The sequence below is a fragment of the Ignisphaera sp. genome (assembly GCA_038735125.1).
Classification (GTDB): Archaea; Thermoproteota; Thermoprotei_A; order Sulfolobales; family Ignisphaeraceae; genus Ignisphaera.
Map to the genome: position 1 here is coordinate 315,724 of JAVYNU010000001.1, position 19,045 is coordinate 334,768.

General features: G+C 36.1%; 22 protein-coding genes and 1 tRNA gene. 15 read left to right on the forward strand and 8 right to left on the reverse strand.

Annotated features, from left to right (window positions below; genetic code table 11):
- Positions 1-360, reverse strand: a complete 360-nt coding sequence (locus QW284_01785) for a DNA-directed RNA polymerase subunit G (protein ID MEM0338406.1) — start codon at positions 358-360, stop codon at positions 1-3.
- Between the two features lie 170 nt (positions 361-530).
- Between QW284_01785 and QW284_01790 the strand changes: the two genes are divergently transcribed.
- Positions 531-965, forward strand: coding sequence for an Lsm family RNA-binding protein (locus QW284_01790; GenBank protein MEM0338407.1), 435 nt, complete (start codon positions 531-533; stop codon positions 963-965).
- Between the two features lie 16 nt (positions 966-981).
- Positions 982-2,547 carry a tRNA guanosine(15) transglycosylase TgtA gene (gene tgtA / locus QW284_01795; protein ID MEM0338408.1) on the forward strand — a complete coding sequence of 522 codons (1,566 nt, stop codon included), beginning with the start codon at positions 982-984 and terminating at the stop codon, positions 2,545-2,547.
- Between the two features lie 5 nt (positions 2,548-2,552).
- Here the strand turns inward: tgtA and QW284_01800 are convergent, their stop codons facing one another.
- From QW284_01800 to QW284_01810, 3 genes are read right to left on the reverse strand one after another with little or no spacing between them, the layout of a single operon-like run.
- Positions 2,553-3,284 (reverse strand): PAC2 family protein, encoded by a 732-nt coding sequence (locus tag QW284_01800; protein ID MEM0338409.1) that lies wholly within the window; start codon positions 3,282-3,284, stop codon positions 2,553-2,555.
- Positions 3,268-3,804 (reverse strand): PUA domain-containing protein, encoded by a 537-nt coding sequence (locus QW284_01805; protein MEM0338410.1) that lies wholly within the window; start codon positions 3,802-3,804, stop codon positions 3,268-3,270. The genes QW284_01800 and QW284_01805 overlap by 17 nt, the downstream gene beginning before the upstream one ends.
- Before the next feature lie 29 nt (positions 3,805-3,833).
- Entirely contained in the window at positions 3,834-5,036 is a 1,203-nt protein-coding gene (locus tag QW284_01810) for a proteasome-activating nucleotidase (protein MEM0338411.1), read from the reverse strand.
- A 119-nt stretch (positions 5,037-5,155) separates the two neighbouring features.
- On the opposite strand from QW284_01810, the gene QW284_01815 reads away from it, so the two are divergent.
- From QW284_01815 to QW284_01860, 10 genes are all read left to right on the forward strand, one after another.
- On the forward strand, positions 5,156-5,680 hold the full coding sequence (locus QW284_01815) for a multiprotein bridging factor aMBF1 (GenBank protein MEM0338412.1): 525 nt from the start codon (positions 5,156-5,158) through the stop codon (positions 5,678-5,680).
- 42 nt (positions 5,681-5,722) lie between these two features.
- Positions 5,723-6,841 carry a GTPase HflX gene (gene hflX / locus QW284_01820; GenBank protein MEM0338413.1) on the forward strand — a complete coding sequence of 373 codons (1,119 nt, stop codon included), beginning with the start codon at positions 5,723-5,725 and terminating at the stop codon, positions 6,839-6,841.
- Entirely contained in the window at positions 6,790-7,359 is a 570-nt protein-coding gene (locus QW284_01825; GenBank protein MEM0338414.1) for a tRNA (cytidine(56)-2'-O)-methyltransferase, read from the forward strand. The genes hflX and QW284_01825 overlap by 52 nt, the downstream gene beginning before the upstream one ends.
- Complete coding sequence (locus QW284_01830) at positions 7,349-7,855, forward strand: hypothetical protein (GenBank protein MEM0338415.1); 507 nt, start codon at positions 7,349-7,351, stop codon at positions 7,853-7,855. Before QW284_01825 ends, QW284_01830 begins: the two co-directional genes overlap by 11 nt.
- Before the next feature lie 8 nt (positions 7,856-7,863).
- Positions 7,864-8,817, forward strand: coding sequence for a DNA cytosine methyltransferase (locus QW284_01835; GenBank protein ID MEM0338416.1), 954 nt, complete (start codon positions 7,864-7,866; stop codon positions 8,815-8,817).
- Positions 8,818-8,833: 16 nt separating this feature from the next.
- Positions 8,834-9,298 (forward strand): RecB-family nuclease, encoded by a 465-nt coding sequence (locus QW284_01840; GenBank protein ID MEM0338417.1) that lies wholly within the window; start codon positions 8,834-8,836, stop codon positions 9,296-9,298.
- Positions 9,299-9,305: 7 nt separating this feature from the next.
- Positions 9,306-10,925, forward strand: a complete 1,620-nt coding sequence (locus QW284_01845; GenBank protein ID MEM0338418.1) for a radical SAM protein — start codon at positions 9,306-9,308, stop codon at positions 10,923-10,925.
- A 74-nt stretch (positions 10,926-10,999) separates the two neighbouring features.
- Positions 11,000-11,320, forward strand: a complete 321-nt coding sequence (locus QW284_01850; GenBank protein ID MEM0338419.1) for a hypothetical protein — start codon at positions 11,000-11,002, stop codon at positions 11,318-11,320.
- 83 nt (positions 11,321-11,403) lie between these two features.
- A tRNA-Leu gene (locus tag QW284_01855) sits at positions 11,404-11,491 on the forward strand.
- 25 nt (positions 11,492-11,516) lie between these two features.
- Positions 11,517-11,816, forward strand: a complete 300-nt coding sequence (locus QW284_01860; GenBank protein MEM0338420.1) for a hypothetical protein — start codon at positions 11,517-11,519, stop codon at positions 11,814-11,816.
- Between the two features lie 178 nt (positions 11,817-11,994).
- Here QW284_01860 and QW284_01865 read toward each other — a convergent pair whose 3' ends face one another.
- Complete coding sequence (locus QW284_01865) at positions 11,995-14,442, reverse strand: STT3 domain-containing protein (GenBank protein ID MEM0338421.1); 2,448 nt, start codon at positions 14,440-14,442, stop codon at positions 11,995-11,997.
- Positions 14,443-14,785: 343 nt separating this feature from the next.
- Here QW284_01865 and QW284_01870 point away from each other — a divergent pair, with 343 nt between their 5' ends.
- Entirely contained in the window at positions 14,786-15,328 is a 543-nt protein-coding gene (locus QW284_01870) for a hypothetical protein (protein MEM0338422.1), read from the forward strand.
- A gap of 6 nt (positions 15,329-15,334) precedes the next feature.
- Here the strand turns inward: QW284_01870 and hsp20 are convergent, their stop codons facing one another.
- On the reverse strand, positions 15,335-15,886 hold the full coding sequence (gene hsp20 / locus QW284_01875) for an archaeal heat shock protein Hsp20 (protein ID MEM0338423.1): 552 nt from the start codon (positions 15,884-15,886) through the stop codon (positions 15,335-15,337).
- Positions 15,887-15,947: 61 nt separating this feature from the next.
- The gene (locus QW284_01880) at positions 15,948-16,220 is read right to left on the reverse strand and encodes a hypothetical protein (protein ID MEM0338424.1); all 273 of its coding nucleotides are present in this window, start codon (positions 16,218-16,220) and stop codon (positions 15,948-15,950) included.
- Positions 16,221-16,459: 239 nt separating this feature from the next.
- Between QW284_01880 and QW284_01885 the strand changes: the two genes are divergently transcribed.
- Both QW284_01885 and QW284_01890 read left to right on the forward strand, forming a co-directional pair.
- Positions 16,460-16,810, forward strand: coding sequence for a hypothetical protein (locus QW284_01885; protein MEM0338425.1), 351 nt, complete (start codon positions 16,460-16,462; stop codon positions 16,808-16,810).
- A gap of 197 nt (positions 16,811-17,007) precedes the next feature.
- Positions 17,008-18,030 carry a hypothetical protein gene (locus tag QW284_01890; protein ID MEM0338426.1) on the forward strand — a complete coding sequence of 341 codons (1,023 nt, stop codon included), beginning with the start codon at positions 17,008-17,010 and terminating at the stop codon, positions 18,028-18,030.
- Positions 18,031-18,168: 138 nt separating this feature from the next.
- On the opposite strand, the gene QW284_01895 is transcribed toward QW284_01890, so the two are convergent.
- Positions 18,169-18,828, reverse strand: coding sequence for a hypothetical protein (locus QW284_01895; GenBank protein ID MEM0338427.1), 660 nt, complete (start codon positions 18,826-18,828; stop codon positions 18,169-18,171).
- Positions 18,829-19,045: the final 217 nt, after the last annotated feature.

The following is a 19,045-nucleotide window of genomic DNA, read 5'->3' on the forward strand; positions in this document are numbered from 1 at the left end:
CTAATGAGATATTTTTATATAGACTTTGTCCATAACATTGAAGCTTTTTGCCACCTCTTTATCAGAGAATGTGATTAGCACTAAAAATCCCCAAAGACTTATATACATGACTGTATTTCCATTTTCATTTCTCTTCGCAACTATATAGCCGTGGGCCACAAAATCTTTGCCTTCATTGTATTGTGGAAGATTCTTTGAAATGGTAAAAGTGACTTTTTCGCTAGGCTTAAACAGGTTTAATCTTCTGTGTATATCCATTTTAATTCTAATGTTATTGTCGCATAGCATTTCCATTATTTTAATCTCTGGTATACGAGAGTCAGTAACACTTTCTATGTTGCATGTTAATGCTAGGCTCATAATACATTACCTATTCAAATCACTATAATAAGTTACTTGTTAATAAGCCTAAGTTTATATTTTGTAATTAAAAGCTGATGTTTCTTTAAGAGAATGTCTTTAGATTGCAAATATTAAAGCTTTTATTTTCATATTTTAATATAATGCACATAGACTAGTGGTGATAGTTATTGAGCTACAGCAGTAGAAGCATTATTGGAGAGCTCTCTAAGGCCATAGATAAAAAGATTATGGTCAGACTTGTTGATGGAAAGACCTACATAGGCAAACTTGTTTCATTTGATCAGAATTCTCTTCACATTGTATTAGGTAATGCTGAAAGTAGTGATGGTGGAAAATACTATAGGGTTATAGTCAATGGATCAAGAATCTCGGAAATAATTATTCAAGAACAGCCCATGTTTAATGCTGAGGAGTTTGCTTCAATAATTATCTCGCGTCTTGGGCTGCGACCTGATGTTGTAAAGGTTTTATCAGATACAAATTCTATCATAATTTATGATAGAATAAAGGTTAGCGAGTCAGGTGTTGAGGGTTCTGGTAGTCTAGCACAAAAAATCTATGAAATCTATAACGAATATATAGAGAGTAGAAAGAAGGGCTGAACAAAATTGTTTTGAAATTAGAGAACAGGATCTTGCTGGAAGAATAGGAAGATTGAAGACTAGATCTGGGGTCATTGAAACCCCTTATCTATTCCCAGTAGTTGACCCTTCCCTTCAAGAACAATATGTCAAACCGTCTGAGTTAATGGAAATTGGGTTTCGCGGCATAATCACAAATGCTTATCTGTTAAAAAAGTTTTCTCCTTCGCCAATTGATGTTCATAAGCACTTGAATTTCGATGGCATTGTGATGACAGATTCGGGAGCATATCAAATTCTCAGATATGGCAATATTGAGGTAGGTAATAGAGAAATTATTGAGTACCAATGTGCTATTAAAAGTGATATAGGGGTGATTCTCGATATCCCAACTAGGTTTGATGCAAGCAGAGATGAGGCTTTTAATAGTGCGAATGAAACTTTGAAGAGAGCTCAAGAAGCAATTAACATTATTTCTGATCCTCTATGTAGGGAAACATTGTGGACATTGCCGATTCAGGGTGGTGTACACCTAGATATACTCCACGAACACGCTAAAAAGTCTGTAGATGTATTTTATGATGGGTTCAGCATATTTGCATTAGGTAGTCCAACAACGTTACTAGAGCAGTACATGTTTGATAAAATAGCGGAAATGATATATACTGTTAGATCTGAAATACCGTTCGCTACCCCACTTCATTTGTTTGGTGCTGGACACCCGCTAATAATACCCTTTGCTGTCGCTCTTGGTGTAGATCTATTCGATTCTGCAAGCTACATACTTTACGCTAAAGATGATAGATATATTACACGGAGGGGAACATATAAATTGAAAAACATTGACTATAGCGTATGTCAATGCCCAATATGCTCAAAATATTCACCGAAAGATTTATTGGAGCTTCCAAAAAGAGAAAGAATAAGACTTCTGTCTCTACACAATTTATACGTGATTAGAGAAGAAATTAACGAGGTAAAACAGGCCATTAAGGAGAATAGGCTATGGGAATATCTCGAATACAAGGCAAATAGCCATCCAGCAGCCAAGAGAATTTTTATAGCAATGTTAAAATATCTAGAGTATATCTATAGGCATTCTCCTCGGTCAAGACCTAATGCTCGTGCTGTCTTCATCTTATCTGAATACTCTATCTATAACCCAAAGATAATAAATTCGAGGAGGAGATCCATTCTAATGAAAAATGAGGGTAAAGAAAATATTTTGGTTTTTCTACCATATTCACTTACAGAAGATAGTAAAATAGAAAACCTGCTGACCCATGTTTCGAAAGAAATGAATGCAGATCCTCAAACCCTAAAGCTATACCTGTACTATCCAATTATAGGGGTTATACCTATAGAGCTACATTCTGTCTATCCATATTCGCATTTTGAGTTAGGATCAATTCCAACAGGTATTGTAATTTCTGATTTAGCATATCTAATCTTTGAGATCTTGGTGAAATCAAGTAATGTGAAAGAGACATGGATTATCACATGTAAAGAAGGTTGGCAAGAGAAGCTGTATGAGAGAATTGCTAGAATTATTAAAAATTCTAACATAAGAGTTGAAGTTAAGAAAATTGTTTTTACATGTTAATAATCCTATGTGTGCATAACGCTTTCTCTTTTTTCCATTCCTGACAGCATCTCTTGTACATTTTTCTCCAGCTCCTCAATTTTTTCAGCATATTTTATAAGTTCTTGAACATCAACTGATAGGCCTAGTAAAGAGTTCAAGGCTTTGACAGCTACAGCTGCTGCTCTATGGTCAACGCTTTCAGGTTCGGTATACGGGAATATAGCAATAGCTGGCACATTCCTATTTTCTAGCATGAGCAGCAAGGCTGCTACTGGACCCACTATATATGCTCCTTTTACAAAATATGGTTTATCCAACTTTGTATTGCATGCCTTAGTCTTTAGCCATCTAATCTCCTCGTCCCCCTCGCGAAAACGTATGTCTAAGCCTCCTACAAGATATACCTCATTTATTTTCAATTTTTCTATTAGTGTTTCAAACGCGCTAACAAATGACGTTAAATGCCTTCTGTCTGGGTTTACTCTATTAAGTAATACAACAATTCCTAAATTTCCAAGATCTTTAAAGAAAATTTCGTGAGGCATGCTTAAACCATATTCCTCTACAGACGTAAAATCTGGCGTATATGGAGGTTCTATGTAGCCAATTAGGGTCATTTCCAATTTTGACACTAAATACCTTGTTGTTAAGTAGCCAACCGCTCCAAAACCTTGAAATCCCGTAACTAATGCCATCCTATCCCTTATTATGGTATTCACATCTACAAGGACATTTAATTTATATCTTCTTCTCATTTCCACCAATTTTCACCTTCTCACGTACTTGAACTGCAGGTCCTCTTAGACTAGTTATCATTGCTTCATAGCTAATTATAGCTCTTCCTAATCCAACTAAATTATCTTCTTCATCTACTATCAAAACCTCATCAAAGGGTTTTATACTTTCATCACCATATATAACATGCTTTGAAAAAACAGTGTGAGACTCAAGAACATCTGGCACAATTTCATTAACTATAACAACCCGATGTCTTGGAAATGGCAATGATTTGTATAATAAAGTTGCTAGGGGGATGTGAGGTATTAGCCTAAAATCAGATGCTCTAATAGATGCAAACAACTCATTTTTATATAGTATTGACCTTAATCTGCCTGTTTTTCTAGAGTAGCAAAAAGCTAGTTCACAATGATCAATATCTTCAACAACTTTTCTTGCTGCACTTCCATAGAAGTATACTATTAGATAAGTCAATAAATTAACTTCACTTATTCCAGGCTTTCTACAGTACTGAGGTATGTTAATGGTGTTAATCATTATCTATCCACATTTTGACATAGCTTAGTTTATAAGTGGTACTCTGTTATATCGCTATCTCTCAGTGACTGTACTGTTAATTGGGAAGAAGCTGCATACGGCCTAAACCTCTTCTTCAAAACCTTATTTATCGCATAGAGAAAGTCTTTCCTCTCTACAATGATCCTGTCCTCTCTTATAGCACGAAGAGCTGCCTCAGTACATATAGCTTTTATTTCTGCCCCTGTAGCGCCTTCTGTAAGCTTGGCTAATTCAACTAAATCTACATCAATGGCTAGTGGCATTTTCCTTGTATGAATCTTGAATATTTCATAACGGCCTTTGGTATCTGGTAATGGTATCTCAATTATTTTATCAAATCTTCCAGGTCGTAGAATTGCCGGATCTAATATATCTATTCTATTTGTTGTTGCAATGATCTTAACATTATCTAGAGGATCAAATCCATCTATTTCTGCTAGCAGTTGAGTTAAAGTTCTATGTATCTCTCGTTCCCCACTTGTCCCAACATCGAGTCTTTTGGCTGCTATGGCATCAATTTCATCTATTAGTATTATCGATGGCGCTTTTCTCCTCGCCAATGTAAAGATTTCTTTAACAAGTCTAGCACCTTCGCCAATGAACTTTTGAGCAAGTTCTGAGGCTATAATACGAATAAATGTTGCATTACTCTCATGAGCAACAGCTTTCGCTAGCAACGTTTTTCCACAGCCGGGGGGCCCATGAAGTAAGACGCCTTTCGGGGGTTCAATGCCCATTGCCTTAAATATTAGAGGATTCTTTAGAGGAAGTTCTACAACCTCTCTCAACTCTGCGATTTGCTCCTCTAAACCCCCAATATCAGTATACGTGACGTTTGGTTTTTCAATAATTTCGAATACCCTCACAGTAGGATCTTCAACCTTTGGCAGAACTTCTACGATAGCTGAGCCTCTTTGATTCAATGCTACAGAAGCACCGGGTCTCAACTTCGATCTATCAACAGACTCTAGAATATTAACTATTAGAATAGGACCTGAGGAGCTCCTCACAATAGCTCTTCCATCTGGTAAAACATCTATTAATGTAGCCTCCACAAGTGGTGGTGCTGTAAGCTTCTCTAACTGAGACTTGTAATACTCTATTTCCTCCTTATACTTTAGTAATAGTTCCCTTATTGCAGAAGGATCCAATAAATCTATATTTATTTCAACCTCGTCCTTGAATTTATCAACAGCATTTTCATACTCCATTAATTGTTTCGCCTCTACAGCATCTACTAAATATTAATAATAAGTTGATCTAAAGCTAAAAACATTTTTCCTAAATAATTTATATAGAAGGTGAGTTTAGACTGAAAAACCAAAAAAGTGTGGTTTATTGCGAGCTATGTGGAAGCCCAATAACTGGTGGGGAGGGTCACAAGGTCTTAGTGGATAATGTAATTCTTACTGTATGCAATAATTGCTTTAATAAGCTAAGTAAGAGAAAAACAGATCAAAACCCAGCCAAAGAACCTGTGCCTGTTTCTCAAACCCGAGGTACAACACAATTAAGGAGTTTGCAAAACTCTAAAGCTGTGAAGGAATCTAAGAAGAGAAATACCATTGCATATGAACGTTACGAACTTGTTGAAGATTTTGCTGAGAGAATCAGAAGAGCTCGTGAATCACTAGGGTGGAGCCAAAGTGTTCTAGCAGTCAAGGCGAAAGTTGGCGAGAATATCATTAAAAGGATAGAAAGTGGAAAACTTCGACCATCGTTCGACTTAGCAAAAAGACTTGAGGAAATCTTGAACATAAGACTTCTTGTGCCAGTTGTTGAAGAGGAGATTAAGGAAAGCAAAGGTGTATCGAAGGAGGTTACACTGGGAGAGATTGTAAATATAAGAGAATGATTATGGGGATTGATAATTAAATCAGTGAGAGAAGCCACAATCTTGATCATTAAAAAGGATGATATACAATACTTAGATGAAATTACAGCTATCGTTAGAGAAGCTGGTTTTGAACCAAAAAGCGTTGTCAAAATCTCAAAAACAGATACCAGCTGCTATCTCTCATATGGTAAGATCCTAAAGCTAAAATATGAAATAGAGAATAATAATGTAAAAAGGGTTTGTATTTATGATCGTCTAAAACCTAGGCAAGTAACTTGTTTAATGAAAGAATTAAACGTTGATGTAATAGATCAAGTAATGTTACTGCTCAGAATATTTCAGATGCATGCTGGCTCAAAAGAAGCATTGCTTCAGATCGAAATGGCTAGACTGAGTCACGAACTACCACTAGTTAGAGAATGGATAAGAAGAAGCAAAATGGGTGAGTTACCTGGCTTCTTAGGGGGAGGTAGATATGCTATAGACATCCAATATGAACATATAAGAAGGAGATTAGCTAGGATAAGAAAAGAATTAATTGAAATAAGAAGCAAGAAAAGAAATGAAAGAGAAAGAAGAAGACGCTCTGGTTGGATACACATAGCATTAATTGGCTATACTAATGCTGGCAAAACATCCCTCTTCAATGCTTTGACCAATTTAAACAAACCTACAGGAGATGAAATGTTTACAACGTTAACACCAAAAACATATGCATTAAATATTTGTAGTGATGAAATCAGAAAAATAGTCCTCGTAGATACAATTGGATTTATAAAAAAACTGCCCATAGAAATCATTGAAGCTTTCAAGGTTGTTCTTGAAGAAATAAAAGCAGCTGACATTCTACTATTTGTCATAGATGCCAGTAAAGATCCTCATCTCATATATAATGAGATTGATACAGCCCTTAGCATCCTCCAAAACATAGGTTTTGAGGGAAAGCCAATTATTGTTGCACTAAATAAGATCGATCTATTAAATTCGAATTCGGAAAACAAAAGAGATATTAGTGATATAGCTAATTCTGTGAGTGAGTACCTTCTTAGCAAAAACGTGAATGTCCTGAAAATAGTGCCTATATCCGCTTTAAAGAATCTAAATATTGATGCATTAAAGGAGTCTATATGTCAAGCTGCATATCAGCTGAAAGCCTTGAAAAACACGTATATGTATTAAGACTTGGCCATAGACCGCATAGAGACCATAGAGTTACAACACACGTTGCACTTGTTGCTAGAGCCTTTGGTGCTAGAGGGTTATACCTTGCTGATACCACTGATGAAACCATCAGGCAGTCTATTACCAAGGTTATTAGTCGATGGGGTGGATCCTACTTTAAGGTTATAGATGGTGTTAATCCATTTGAGATTATAAAACAATTCAAAATGGAGAAATCATGTGTTGTGCACCTGACTATGTATGGACTTCCTGTGGATACTGTGATTAAAGATGTTATGGAAAAATGCGAAAAGATACTGGTAATCATTGGTGCTGAGAAAGTAGATAGAATATTTTATGAGTTGGCCGATTACAATATTGCTATAGGTAACCAGCCCCACTCTGAAGTTTCTGCGCTAGCAATATTCCTAGACAGATTGTGGCAAGGACGCGAAATGAGCTTATGTTTCCCCGACGCAAAATACTATATTGTGCCTAGTGCGAGAGGTAAGATGGTGAAACCATTTGAACGATAGTGACATGCTTAAAATTGTGGAACAGATGTATGGAGCAAATGGCAGAAAAATTCTAGAAATACTCTTGAACTCCCCCAATGGAAAAACAATTGAAGAACTCGCACAAGAAACAAGCATTAGAATTAATGATGTAAGAAGACTATTATATGAGATGAGCCAGGACGGATTTGTTGCATATATTCGTAGTCAACGCGGTGAAAGCCATTGGTATAACTATAGGTGGTACTCGAACCACTCAATGCTTAGAACCTCTTTTGTAAGAAGACTTAAAGAAGTTATTAGGGTTTTGCAAGAAAGATTAAACTTTGAAATGAGTAACACATTCTACATATGTCCAAATGATCAATCGGTATATACGTTTGAAGAAGCGTTTGAAAATAACTTTCAATGTATACAGTGTGGCTCAGATCTAATAGAATTCGATAACAAATCGATAGTATCGTACTTAAACGGTATTATTGAGAAACTCAAAAAATATGATAGTAGCACTGGCTGATTAAAATAATGAAACCTACTGTCATAGATTTATTCTGTGGAGCAGGAGGCTTTTCAAGAGGCTTTAAAGAAGCTGGTTTTAATATAGCTCTTGCTATTGATAATGATCCATCATGTGGAAAAACATTCAAAACAAACTTCTCAAATACTATTGTACTAGTAGAAGATATAAAGGATGTTACAGGCTCCGATATAATTTACTACACTGGTCATAACTATGATGTTGTTATTGGGAGTCCGCCTTGCGAACCTTTTACAGGAGCTAATCCAAAAAGAGAGATTAACCCTATTGACAGACTTTACAAGGATCCCATGGGTAAACTAACATTAGAGTTTATTCGCATTATCGGAGAACTAAAGCCTCGAATATTTATCATGGAAAACGTTCCTGCAATTCTAGAGGAGCCCATAAAAAAGAGTTTAATAAACGAATTCAAGTCTATTGGATATAACCAGATATACTTTAATGTTTTAAATGCTGAGAAATTTGGTAACCCGAGCAAAAGAAAAAGAGTGTTCATATCAAACGTGCCAATAAATCCCAGGCCAACAAATAAAGTTGTTGTAGTTGCTGAAGCTTTAAAAAATCTTCCTTCGCCTCAGGAGTCAACTATTCCAAATCACGAATTTGTGCCAGTCTCAGAGAAGAAATTGAAGAGAATATCAAGAGTGAAACATGGTAAAGCAGCGTATTATTATTATGGCTCCTCAAAACTTCTTCCAAATCTCATTAAACTGAATCCATACGAAGTTGCACCAACGGTGTTAGGATCATCAAGATTTATACACCCATTCGAGAATAGGCTTTTAACAGTCCGTGAGCAGGCCAGACTCATGGGATATCCTGATGATCATGTATTTTTTGGAGGAAGAGATCAGCAATTTAATCAAGTTGGAGAATCCGTGCCACCACCACTATCATACGCCATAGCAAAATTTTTAATGGAAAAAATATTAATGTAGTTTACGTGATTAGCCTATGCAAAAATTGTACTTAGTTGCTTATGCACCATCAAGCCCCTATAGACTAGTCGATTTAGCAAAAGTCGCGTATTCCTTTAATTTCGTAACAGGTTTTGTAGTTGTTAGACCAACAGGTTTGGCTGCACAAAGTGGCCTTCCAGAAGTATTTAAACTAGCCTATAAGTATGGAAAGTCCCTTTTCATATTATCGCAGCTAAGGGAATTAAGAGATATTCTGTCTCTTGATAAACTGATATTCATAATTCAAAGCCATAGAGAAGCTCCAGATATAGAGCAAATTATAGCCACAGAATCTGAGGCTGTAGCTATAATTGTCCAAGCAGGAGAAACTCCATTTAGTAAAGAGGATATTTCTATGGGGCATGTTTCAAGAATTAGCGAAATGAATGAATCTTTTTCGCCTAATGCCATAGCAGAAGCTACTGCTGCCCTTCTAAAGATCGTGCGGATGCTAAGGTAAAGATGACATGGAGAGCGTGATCGTAGTTGATGCTAATGCTAGACGAGAAGGTAGAAGAGTTTCAACACTTGATGTAATAGGTGTTGGCCCCCGACTAATAACTTCAATTCTTAAAATGCATGGTCTTAAGGCAAGTTTGTACGCCTATGAAACCATTCTAGATAACAAAGAGATTCTGGAGAATTTCGATGCCATAGCAATATCATTTATGGTGAGCGATTTCAAAGCTGTTAAAAAGCTTATTGATGTATGGAGAGAAACCAGCAACGGCATCATTATCTTGGGGGGTCCTGGTACCTTAAGCCAATCAATACTAACCTCTCTAGACTTTTCACTTGCGCTCAAGGGAGAGTCGGAGATCACGTTGCAAAAGCTTTTCTCCAAGTATAAGAGTTTTACTGAGGCATACTACGATTTATCAAAATCGAAGACAACAATAAAGGGATTGGCTGTAAAGGTGAATAAGGAGACTATAGATGGTGGCATAGGTGAATGGACCCCCAAAAAATTATTGAATGTGATACCTGAGATAGACGATCTTAAAAATTTCCCATTTTTCTGGGCATCGAGAATATACGTTGAGGTTGTGAGGGGTTGTAGTAATTTTAGAAGACCTATACAAACATTTGATGGCAGATATTGCATCAGATGCGATATGTGCTATAGAGGTTCATTGAGTTCTAGAATAAATTGCCCTGTAAACATCCCCCCAGGTTGTGGATATTGCAGTGTGCCAGTAATCCATGGACCTGCACGATCACGTGATTTGTTTACCATTGTTGAGGAAATTGAAAGATTAGCAAAAATAGGTGTGAGTAGAATAGTGTTAAGCGCTCCTGATTTTCTCGATTTTGGGAGAGACGAGCTTGTAGACGAGCCATTGACTGATCCTTGCAACCCACCACCAAATGTACACAAAATAGAGGAGCTCTTAAGTAGATTATCTAAGATTAGAGCTGTAGCAGAGGAGAAGTCTATTGTGATGATTGAAAATGTTAAACCATGTCTAGTGAATGATGATGTTTCAAACATTTTAGGGAGATACTTGAAGGATACTCCGATCTATATAGGATTGGAGAGTTGTAGTGATGATCTTCTAAAAAAAGTTGGAAGACCATCAACATGTCTAGAAAGCATCAAGGCCATTGAGAAACTGAAGAAAAGTGGCCTTAGACCCTACGTCTACATAATGCATGGCCTTCCATTTGAAAAAGATGAAGATGTTCTTAAAACAATTAAAGCAATTGACATTCTAAGGAATATTGATGTGGAAAGAATAGTATTGTATAGATTCTCGCCATTACCCTATACAGCATTTGAACTAGCACCAAAACCTGAACCAGCTATAAATGATCTTGTGAAAAAACTTTTGTACAACAAGGTTAGGGAGTTTAACAAGGAGCAAAACGAAAAAATTGTTGGCAGAGTCGTCAAGGCCATTGTAGCTCTTAAACATCCAAAAAAAGCAGGCTTTCTTATTGCATATCCCATAAGACATGGACCTGTAATAATAGTAAGAGGAAGTGGAGCTTTAGTAGGACACAGAGTCACAGTCAAAATACAAAGGTTAATCAGTGATAGGATTGTACTTGGAGAGATTATCCACGTTCATGAGAAGCATTTCTAAACTGTTATGTCTAATAAAATTAATAAATGTTCTAAATAAAATTCTATTGTAAAAATTGTACTGGTGTAAAGATATTGGCAAGAATATCAACAATAGAACTTGAATCATTTGAAGATATGATACTAATGCTACATTCTAGAATGACTGCTGTAAGTATGACATCATCACTTATGTGTACAGACAAAAACTGCTTTACAATCATAAGTGCAGGCGATGAACAGGTTTTCATAATATCGTCTCCACCTCCTGCAACAAAATGCCGCTTTGCATTTGTAGACGATTTTGGAAAGGTCAGATGTAGCGAAAACCCACCTACAGGAAGACCAATAGTGTTTGTGATATCTGTAAAGAATGTTAAAGAGACTGATAGCATTATAAAGGCTTTGTTCACATAATTCAATTGCATTATAAAGAATAATAAAGAAAAATATTTTTAATGTCTGTACACAAAATAATATTGTTGGCTATCGTCATTGGTGCGGGGGTGCCCGAGCCAGGTCAAAGGGGTCGGGCTGAGGACCCGATGGCGTAGGCCTGCGTGGGTTCAAATCCCACCCCCCGCACCAATAACCACCTAGTAGTGATTGTGTTATGAGCTATAGTTGGGAACCAAAATGGATAAGAAGAAGAATAAAGCTTTCGGAGGGAATTGAAGTTGAGACGTGCTATGACATCGTCTCATCAATGTTTCTTTGCCCTTTATGCATAGACATTAGTAGGGTGTGCCCAAGCTATACAGAATACTCAAATATTGTGCCCGAGAACTCTTTGTATTTCTTTTCCATAGAAGATTTAATATATCACATGAAGACACATGCTAGAGAGGGAGCTATAGGCAAACTATATACCGAAGTTGAAGGAGAGGAAGAGGAAGAAATAGAAGAAGAATAAATTTATTTCAAATTTTTAATAAGTCACCTTTAATTCTGCTTAGGTCTACTTAAAATAAATTAACCAAAGGTCTATAGGTTAGTATAATTAAATAAAATACAATGGATAGATTGCAAAGCTTGTAAATTAACTTTCAGCTCTTTTCTCATTTCTATGAAGTTATATCGTTTGATTATTATCAATGCTGCATACATATATTGCTGTGAATATTATCACTAAGTTTAAGCAATGCTATAAAGACTACTCTATATGCTTCAGCACCTCCATTTGAAGCCACAAATAATTTAATAGGCTGTGAAATGCCTGTATAAGCTATGCTATACAATGACTGATTCACCTTTTCGATTGTTGCATAGAGTCCATATGAATCAAAATACCTTGACTCTATAGCTGGGTCTATAACAGGTACAAAACTTGTTCCCACCAACTCGTTTCCAAGAACCCATGGAACAATCTCTATGCTATATGATGGATACAGCTTTGAAAATACTTGGAGAGCAGCCCACGCATAAAGTCTCGGCATTGTAGCGTTGAGAACAGTTGTTGAATTCCAGTTGAGTCCATATTCTATGGTATATTCATTTCCATTAACATTTATCCTCTTTGCAACAATCCACTCATTTGATGCTAGCTCATTATACCCTCCGACCGACGATGCTGAAGCAGGATAACTTGCAATTATACTAAGGGGCATACTCATAGGTGATTTATATGTTGCTAGATATATTATTGCGCTAATGAATTTCGCCATGTCACCGAAGCCAAACTGTGGTGGAGAATTCAAGCCTATGTAGACCCTCTTTGAAGTGTAATTAACGTATATGTCGAGAGGGCTAAAGATCAACACATAAACATCGCTTTTTCTACATACACCAAACTGGTTTAGATACTGCAAGGCTTTGTCATACGGCATTGCAAAGAATTCTGCTAAGACATGGATTCTAGTCGAGTTTATGGTTGCTCCATCAGCTACAGTAGACCTGTTACCTATGACTGATATCCAGTATCCATAGTCCCACCAACTCAATATTAATGCATTGGGCGATGTATTGACCCTTATAAACTTTAGTGTATCTAGCCATACGGTCGTGGGTAATATAAAGCCTTCAGCTCTTGAGATCATTGTATAGGAGGAATAATAAAGTTTGCTATCTGCATAAGCTACAGGTATCGATGCTAGAACCACTATAATGGCAAGTATAATTCCAACTACTTGTGTAAATGTTATCCTAATTTTTGTTAAACGACCAACAACTCTAATCTCAGGCTTTAGATACTGAAGCATGGCACCAACTGATAGCCCTACACACGTAGCTGCCACAACCTTCATGTAATCAACGAAATAGCTAAGGTTGTATGTTGCATACCAAGATAGTACACCCCATATCAGCATGACCAATATATATATGGTTTTTGATTTAGCAATGTTATAGATAGATATAGGTAAGAGTATGAATAGTACCAATAATAGTGTTAGAATCATATATTGAGGTAGGGATCCCATTTCATATAGTGGCTGGTACTCTGCAACAGTCATTGCCACACCTGGGGGTCTAATTCCTAATCCAAGTGCAATCTTCCCAGCAATTGGCAAAATCTTTGTAAACTGATCAAACAGACCAGGAACAACATCAAATAATACTATAAGGGTTATTGCCGAAATTATTGCAACTGCAAAGATTATTGCATAGATCTTCACAGCCTTCCTTCTCTTAAATATTATGTGTAGAACCCAGGCGAAGACAAAGATTGCTAAGGCTATGTAATAGGCTAGTGCAAGTATAAACCTTCCACCATGATAGGATGGCATTAGATACATTGCAATAAATGGTATTGTCGACTCCACAGCAAAACCTATTGCATATTGCTTGAATGTGATCTTTGAGGAGAGGTCTTTGACAAATGGTAATAGAATCATTGAAGCATATACAGGGATTGCTGTAAGACCTACTCCAGTCCACACACTTGCTGCATATGCTAGTGCCACACCAGCAAGGGCAAAATCCAATAGTTTCGATGTCTTCAAAGCCCTCAAATGCAACCATATTGCCAGGGGAGCTGTGAATAAACCAAACGAATATTTAACCGTGAAACCCGCCACCTCCCTACTCACAAAGAACATTGCATAGATCAGTGCAGCTACGATAGAGCCAATCTTACTACCTGTTGCTTCATTAACAGATAATGCAATAAAAATGGATGCGAGAGCCCCCATAATTGGCGTTAGAACAGCCATTAAGTCATACAATGAAATACCAAAAGATTTGAAAGTCTCGTAAAGCACGTAAATAGTTATTATATGGCCCTGCAAATCAGATGCAAATAGGTTTCTGCAAGATGGGTACCAAAATATGCATGTAACTGGATTGCTGTTTGTAAGGCTTGGCCATGATAATAGCCCATGTTTATCAAGATAAGACACCACCCAGTAATTAAAGAACGTGTCTAGTTCATCCAGTTTGGCCTCTGGATAAACAGAGGCTATACCAGAACCTATGACATTGAAATATTGTTGCATTCGGAGCCAAAATGCAAAAAAGGCTATGATTACTATGGCAATGGCGGTAACAATTTTTGAATAGCGGTTCCAAAATTTATAGAGTACAACCATTATATTTACTCTCATAAGGCAACAACCATCAAACCAAGCATCAAAACTCTAAGGCTACTAGAAGCCTATAAAAATTTAACTAAAATTGCCAATAATTCAAATCACTGTTGAAGCATTCAACCATTGTGAACCCATATAATGCTTAAAATAACTTCGATCTCTCCATACCATTATGGCGAGCTCTGAAGAAATTATGAAAAATCTGAGAAAGAGTGTGCTGCAAAAATAATGAACAAATACAAGATGGGTGCCAATGATATTTTTAATCATAGTTTCACAGATACTTTTACTTTCCCATTATATGACCACAATTTAAAACCAGCTGAAGCCCTTATATGGAATACGGGCTGAAATTTTCATGGCTTCGGAAAACAATACCAGTACAATTAAATCTTTTTTGCTAGGCTCTGAGAAGTGTCCTGTATGCAACTCTACAGCAGTGATCTATTTACATTTGTATAATGCTCCTTACAATGAAACGCTTGCTATTGTGACAATGAAATGTGACAAATGTGGATTTAGATATTCAACCGTATTACCTATAACAATGTCTTTTTCTGATAAATGTATTGCAATTGAAATATCAGATCCACAGGATCTAAGAACAACTGTATATATATCTGATAACATTATGATAGAAATTCCTGATGTTAATGTAAAAGTTGATTTGTCTCAATTGCGTTTGGGAAGCATAGTAACCGTGGATGCGATAATATCGTATATTGTGGAGTGGATGGAAAGTATACAAAACATTGAAGGTAATAGTAAACTCGTTGAGACATTATCATCACTAAAATCCTTGCTTAACGGAAACATTGATAAGAATATAAAGATCATTATAAAAAGTGACTATAGTGTTGGTATAGTAAGTAGTTATAGAAAAAACTATAGTAAATGCTAAATCTCTTTACTCTTTTACAACCTTGATAAGCTTACCTTTCTTACTCTCTTTCTTCTTCTTCAATCGTATTTCTAGAACACCATTCTTGTAGACAGCCTCTGCGGAATCAACATCCACCTCTACTGGCAGCTCTATTTCCTTCTTATACCTTCTTTCATGGTTAGAGCCTTCAACAACTATATGGCGCTCGTCCAACGCTTCAACCTTAATCTTGTTCTCATCAACACCAGGCATCTCTAGAACTATTCTGATCTTGTCATCCTCCTCATATATGTCAACTAGTGGCTCTAGCTCTTCACTGACAATAACCCTTGGCCTACCTCTTCCACTTCTTTTAACATTGCCAAACTCATAGATCTTAGGAATGCCATCAGGTCCGACCTCAATTCTGAAACCATATATTATTGGCTTACCAAACTCCTCTCTCTCTAGAGGTGTGAAGCCTATTCTAAATGCTCTTTCCAATTCCTCTAATTCCTCTTCTAGCTCGCTAAAAAGCTCGTCAAATAAATCAAAGATCCCCCTTCTTCTCCTTCTAGGCTCATCAGATCCGGGCACAACAAACACCTCATAAATGACTATGTCTAACAAGACTTATAAACGCATCTCCTAAAACTCTCTACTCGGTGGACCATGTTCCTATCAAGATGTAACACTCTCTTTCCAAGCATTTTTGTTGCTTAATCACATCCACCATATCTGGATCCAATGACGCAAGTCTGTTAATATTCTCCATTTTCAGCTCAACAATACTTAGATTTGGTTGCAAAAAATTGCCCAGACTATCTGCAACTTCTCTAGCCTTGTCTATGCTAGAGTAAACCCCTAGAATAACCTTCATGCTCTCCTTGGCTACAATACCTAATGGACTTTTCCTATATATGAACCACATAGCTCCACAACCAGATGATTAAAGTTTTAGACATTTTCCATATATCATCGTTAGGTATTAAATAACTATAATAAATATTAAATATATTAATGTTTACCGGACTGATTGAAGTTCAGCTCTTTGCAAGTTAAGTATTTTAGGGGTGTATGTGTATTCCTTTGTTTTATTTGTATCACAGCTTTTCTGTAGCTCTCGTAGCTCAATGATTAGAGTGAGAAAAATGCGATAGTGTAATAGCTATGAATAACATGGTTTTAGAGGCTACAATATTAATGGGTCTTGACGATACTAGCAATCAAGCATTGGATAATCTTAAAAAGGCTAGTAAAATCCTGTACCATAGATACAAAATAAGGTTGGTTCTGAATCCTATTAATCTATGGTTGGATCCACTAAAGGCTTCTATAAACTCCCTCCCTATAATCTTCATCGGAAATAAAAAGGTATTCTCTGGTTATCTTCCATCCATCAATGAAATCATACAAGAAGTAATCAAGCTTGCTACATCTAATCATCGTGCAAACTTTGAAACTTTGTTACCAACAGCCATACTCAGAGAAGATTTCATTAATGCGGCCCTAATAGATTAATGTATTTTCCAAAGTTTTATTACGAATCACTCTCAAGTCTAAGCGAATAGAAGAGGTTAAGCTAAATTATTTTGATAAATAGAAAATATAGCATCTTCTACGCAAATGAACCTTTTTGCAAAATAAAAAGAAATTATAACCAGAATCCAATAATAAGGTTCTTGAGGAAGTTACAGTAACATGTAGGTTGCAATTTAATGATAGAAACAGATGTTGCGATAATAGGCTCTGGTATTGCAGCATTGAAGGCGTACAAAGATGCTTACGACCTTGGATACAACGCTATAATGATTGATCCAGGTGCTCTTGGAGGGAGCCTCGCTTCTGTTGGCACCTTATATAAATTTCCGAAGATCCCTACGTTATTAGATTATGAGCTCAAGAATTTATTTATTGGATGTGAATTTTCTTGCTATCCTATACAATTAAATATAATAAAAATGGGGGATATAGTTAATAAAATGCTTGGTTTTGAGAGCTTCGAGGCCCAACGCTTGTGGTTTTACGAGCTATTCAACATGAAGAAAGCCTGTTTTACGAAAAATATTATCGATTGTGTGATGAAGAATTTGGGATTATCTCATAATATAATTAAAAGAGTCATAAGTAACATAAGAAAGATATATCTTGACTCAAAGATAATCACACTCTCAATTGGTCTTGTTGTGAAATATAAAAATATTGTATATACATGGCCTTTGGACATGCTAAGAGATTTCATTTTAACCAAGAAAAAGGAGTTGTACTTAGCTTTAGATGATGCTACAAAAGCTTTGAAGTACACGTCTCTATTTATTCGTGCCTATGTTATCAAAGAGCATGTAGAAAGATATGATGATAGAGAAAAGAAGGTGAATGTATACATACATTCGACGAAAGCCTCGCGATTCCATACAGTTATTAAAATACCATTAAATGAAGATAGTTATTTGCTTTACGCTATTACAAGCTATTCACAGAGCTACCCTCTATTACCAGGAATAGGGGAGAAGATAGATTCTGAGCTTAAAAAACATGGGCTTCTCCGAGACTTCGCTAGGGTTTTGGAACGTCAAAATATCGACCTTCATTACGGTATTCTTAATAAGATTAATAGAAAAAGCATAGAGATTCTAAAAGAAATGTTTTCATCATATGATGTTAGGCTGTTTGGAAGACTTGCTGAGTGGATGGACTATGATATCCCTACAATAGTTTTTAAACAAACTGCTTTACTATGATAGAAAAGCTGGTGCCTAAAGTGAAGATAGATACTATTAGAAAATGTAATGATTTATGTGAAGAAGTTGTTAAATGTGATGAATGTGAGGATGATTTCTGTGAAGATCTATGTGAAGAAGTCGAAAGGTATTGTGTTACTACATGCGTTGAACAACTTGAGAATCAATAGCAATTTTATCACTTAATTCGATATAGTCAATTTTTTCTGCAATCAATTGTGCAAGCTGGATAACTTCTTTCAACATGTTGATCTCTGCAAATAGCTCATCTTCATATTCTTCGGCATGTTTAAGAACCTTTACAAGTTTTGGTAGTACATTAAATGAAAACTGCTGAAACAATTTTATGTCAGTTTTTGTTAATTTCTCTTTGACACTCATAGTCTTTAATTTATTTAGCCAATACCTAGGTCTCAAACTTCGTAACTGTATTCTTACTAAAGCTATATCTGGGTCGTCTAGCTCTTCAGACCCTTTGGAAATGCCATTTAATATAGATTCTATGATCTCAGCATTGTATTTGAATTTATACCAATGCTGGTTCGATGTTTTATATGATGTTTCGATAATTTTATAGTCTCTCTCTAGTGTCTTTAAAAGAAGTGATGGATTATAAGAAAACCCCATAGTGTTAAGCTTCTCTACGACACTTTTATAGTCAAAATCCCCAAACATATTACTGCCACGCAACTTATTTTCTCTTGCAACGGCTATCGCCGCTTTCATAACCAATAGGAATCTCTGACCATAGCGATGATAAGCATCTAGAATAGCAATTCTAAGAGCATCCACACTCATTTGTAGCACTCATACAATTTTTTCTATCGCAGGCAAAAAAACATAGACAATATAGGTTCTTATGTGTTCACATAAGCACTAATGTAATTATCCTGATCATAAAGTTGTATTACTTTATTTTTGACATTCCTAAGTTCTCAAGCTACATGCTACTTAATTACAGCAATTTTCCGAGGACGATATTAGAACCAGAAGATACATTAAAAAGAAATAATTA

Bases quoted from the DNA above. Each gene is read 5' to 3' on its own strand.
- QW284_01870 (MEM0338422.1), top strand. From the start codon at position 14,786: ATGGCTTCGGAAAACAATACCAGTACAATTAAATCTTTTTTGCTAGGC.
- QW284_01845 (MEM0338418.1), top strand. From the start codon at position 9,306: ATGGAGAGCGTGATCGTAGTTGATGCTAATGCTAGACGAGAAGGTAGA.
- QW284_01865 (MEM0338421.1), bottom strand. From the start codon at position 14,442: ATGAGAGTAAATATAATGGTTGTACTCTATAAATTTTGGAACCGCTAT.
- QW284_01840 (MEM0338417.1), top strand. From the start codon at position 8,834: ATGCAAAAATTGTACTTAGTTGCTTATGCACCATCAAGCCCCTATAGA.
- QW284_01825 (MEM0338414.1), top strand. From the start codon at position 6,790: ATGTCAAGCTGCATATCAGCTGAAAGCCTTGAAAAACACGTATATGTA.
- QW284_01895 (MEM0338427.1), bottom strand. From the start codon at position 18,828: ATGAGTGTGGATGCTCTTAGAATTGCTATTCTAGATGCTTATCATCGC.
- QW284_01805 (MEM0338410.1), bottom strand. From the start codon at position 3,804: ATGATTAACACCATTAACATACCTCAGTACTGTAGAAAGCCTGGAATA.
- QW284_01785 (MEM0338406.1), bottom strand. From the start codon at position 360: ATGAGCCTAGCATTAACATGCAACATAGAAAGTGTTACTGACTCTCGT.
- QW284_01860 (MEM0338420.1), top strand. From the start codon at position 11,517: ATGAGCTATAGTTGGGAACCAAAATGGATAAGAAGAAGAATAAAGCTT.
- QW284_01890 (MEM0338426.1), top strand. From the start codon at position 17,008: ATGATAGAAACAGATGTTGCGATAATAGGCTCTGGTATTGCAGCATTG.
- QW284_01800 (MEM0338409.1), bottom strand. From the start codon at position 3,284: ATGAGAAGAAGATATAAATTAAATGTCCTTGTAGATGTGAATACCATA.
- QW284_01880 (MEM0338424.1), bottom strand. From the start codon at position 16,220: ATGTGGTTCATATATAGGAAAAGTCCATTAGGTATTGTAGCCAAGGAG.
- QW284_01810 (MEM0338411.1), bottom strand. From the start codon at position 5,036: ATGGAGTATGAAAATGCTGTTGATAAATTCAAGGACGAGGTTGAAATA.
- QW284_01885 (MEM0338425.1), top strand. From the start codon at position 16,460: ATGAATAACATGGTTTTAGAGGCTACAATATTAATGGGTCTTGACGAT.
- QW284_01835 (MEM0338416.1), top strand. From the start codon at position 7,864: ATGAAACCTACTGTCATAGATTTATTCTGTGGAGCAGGAGGCTTTTCA.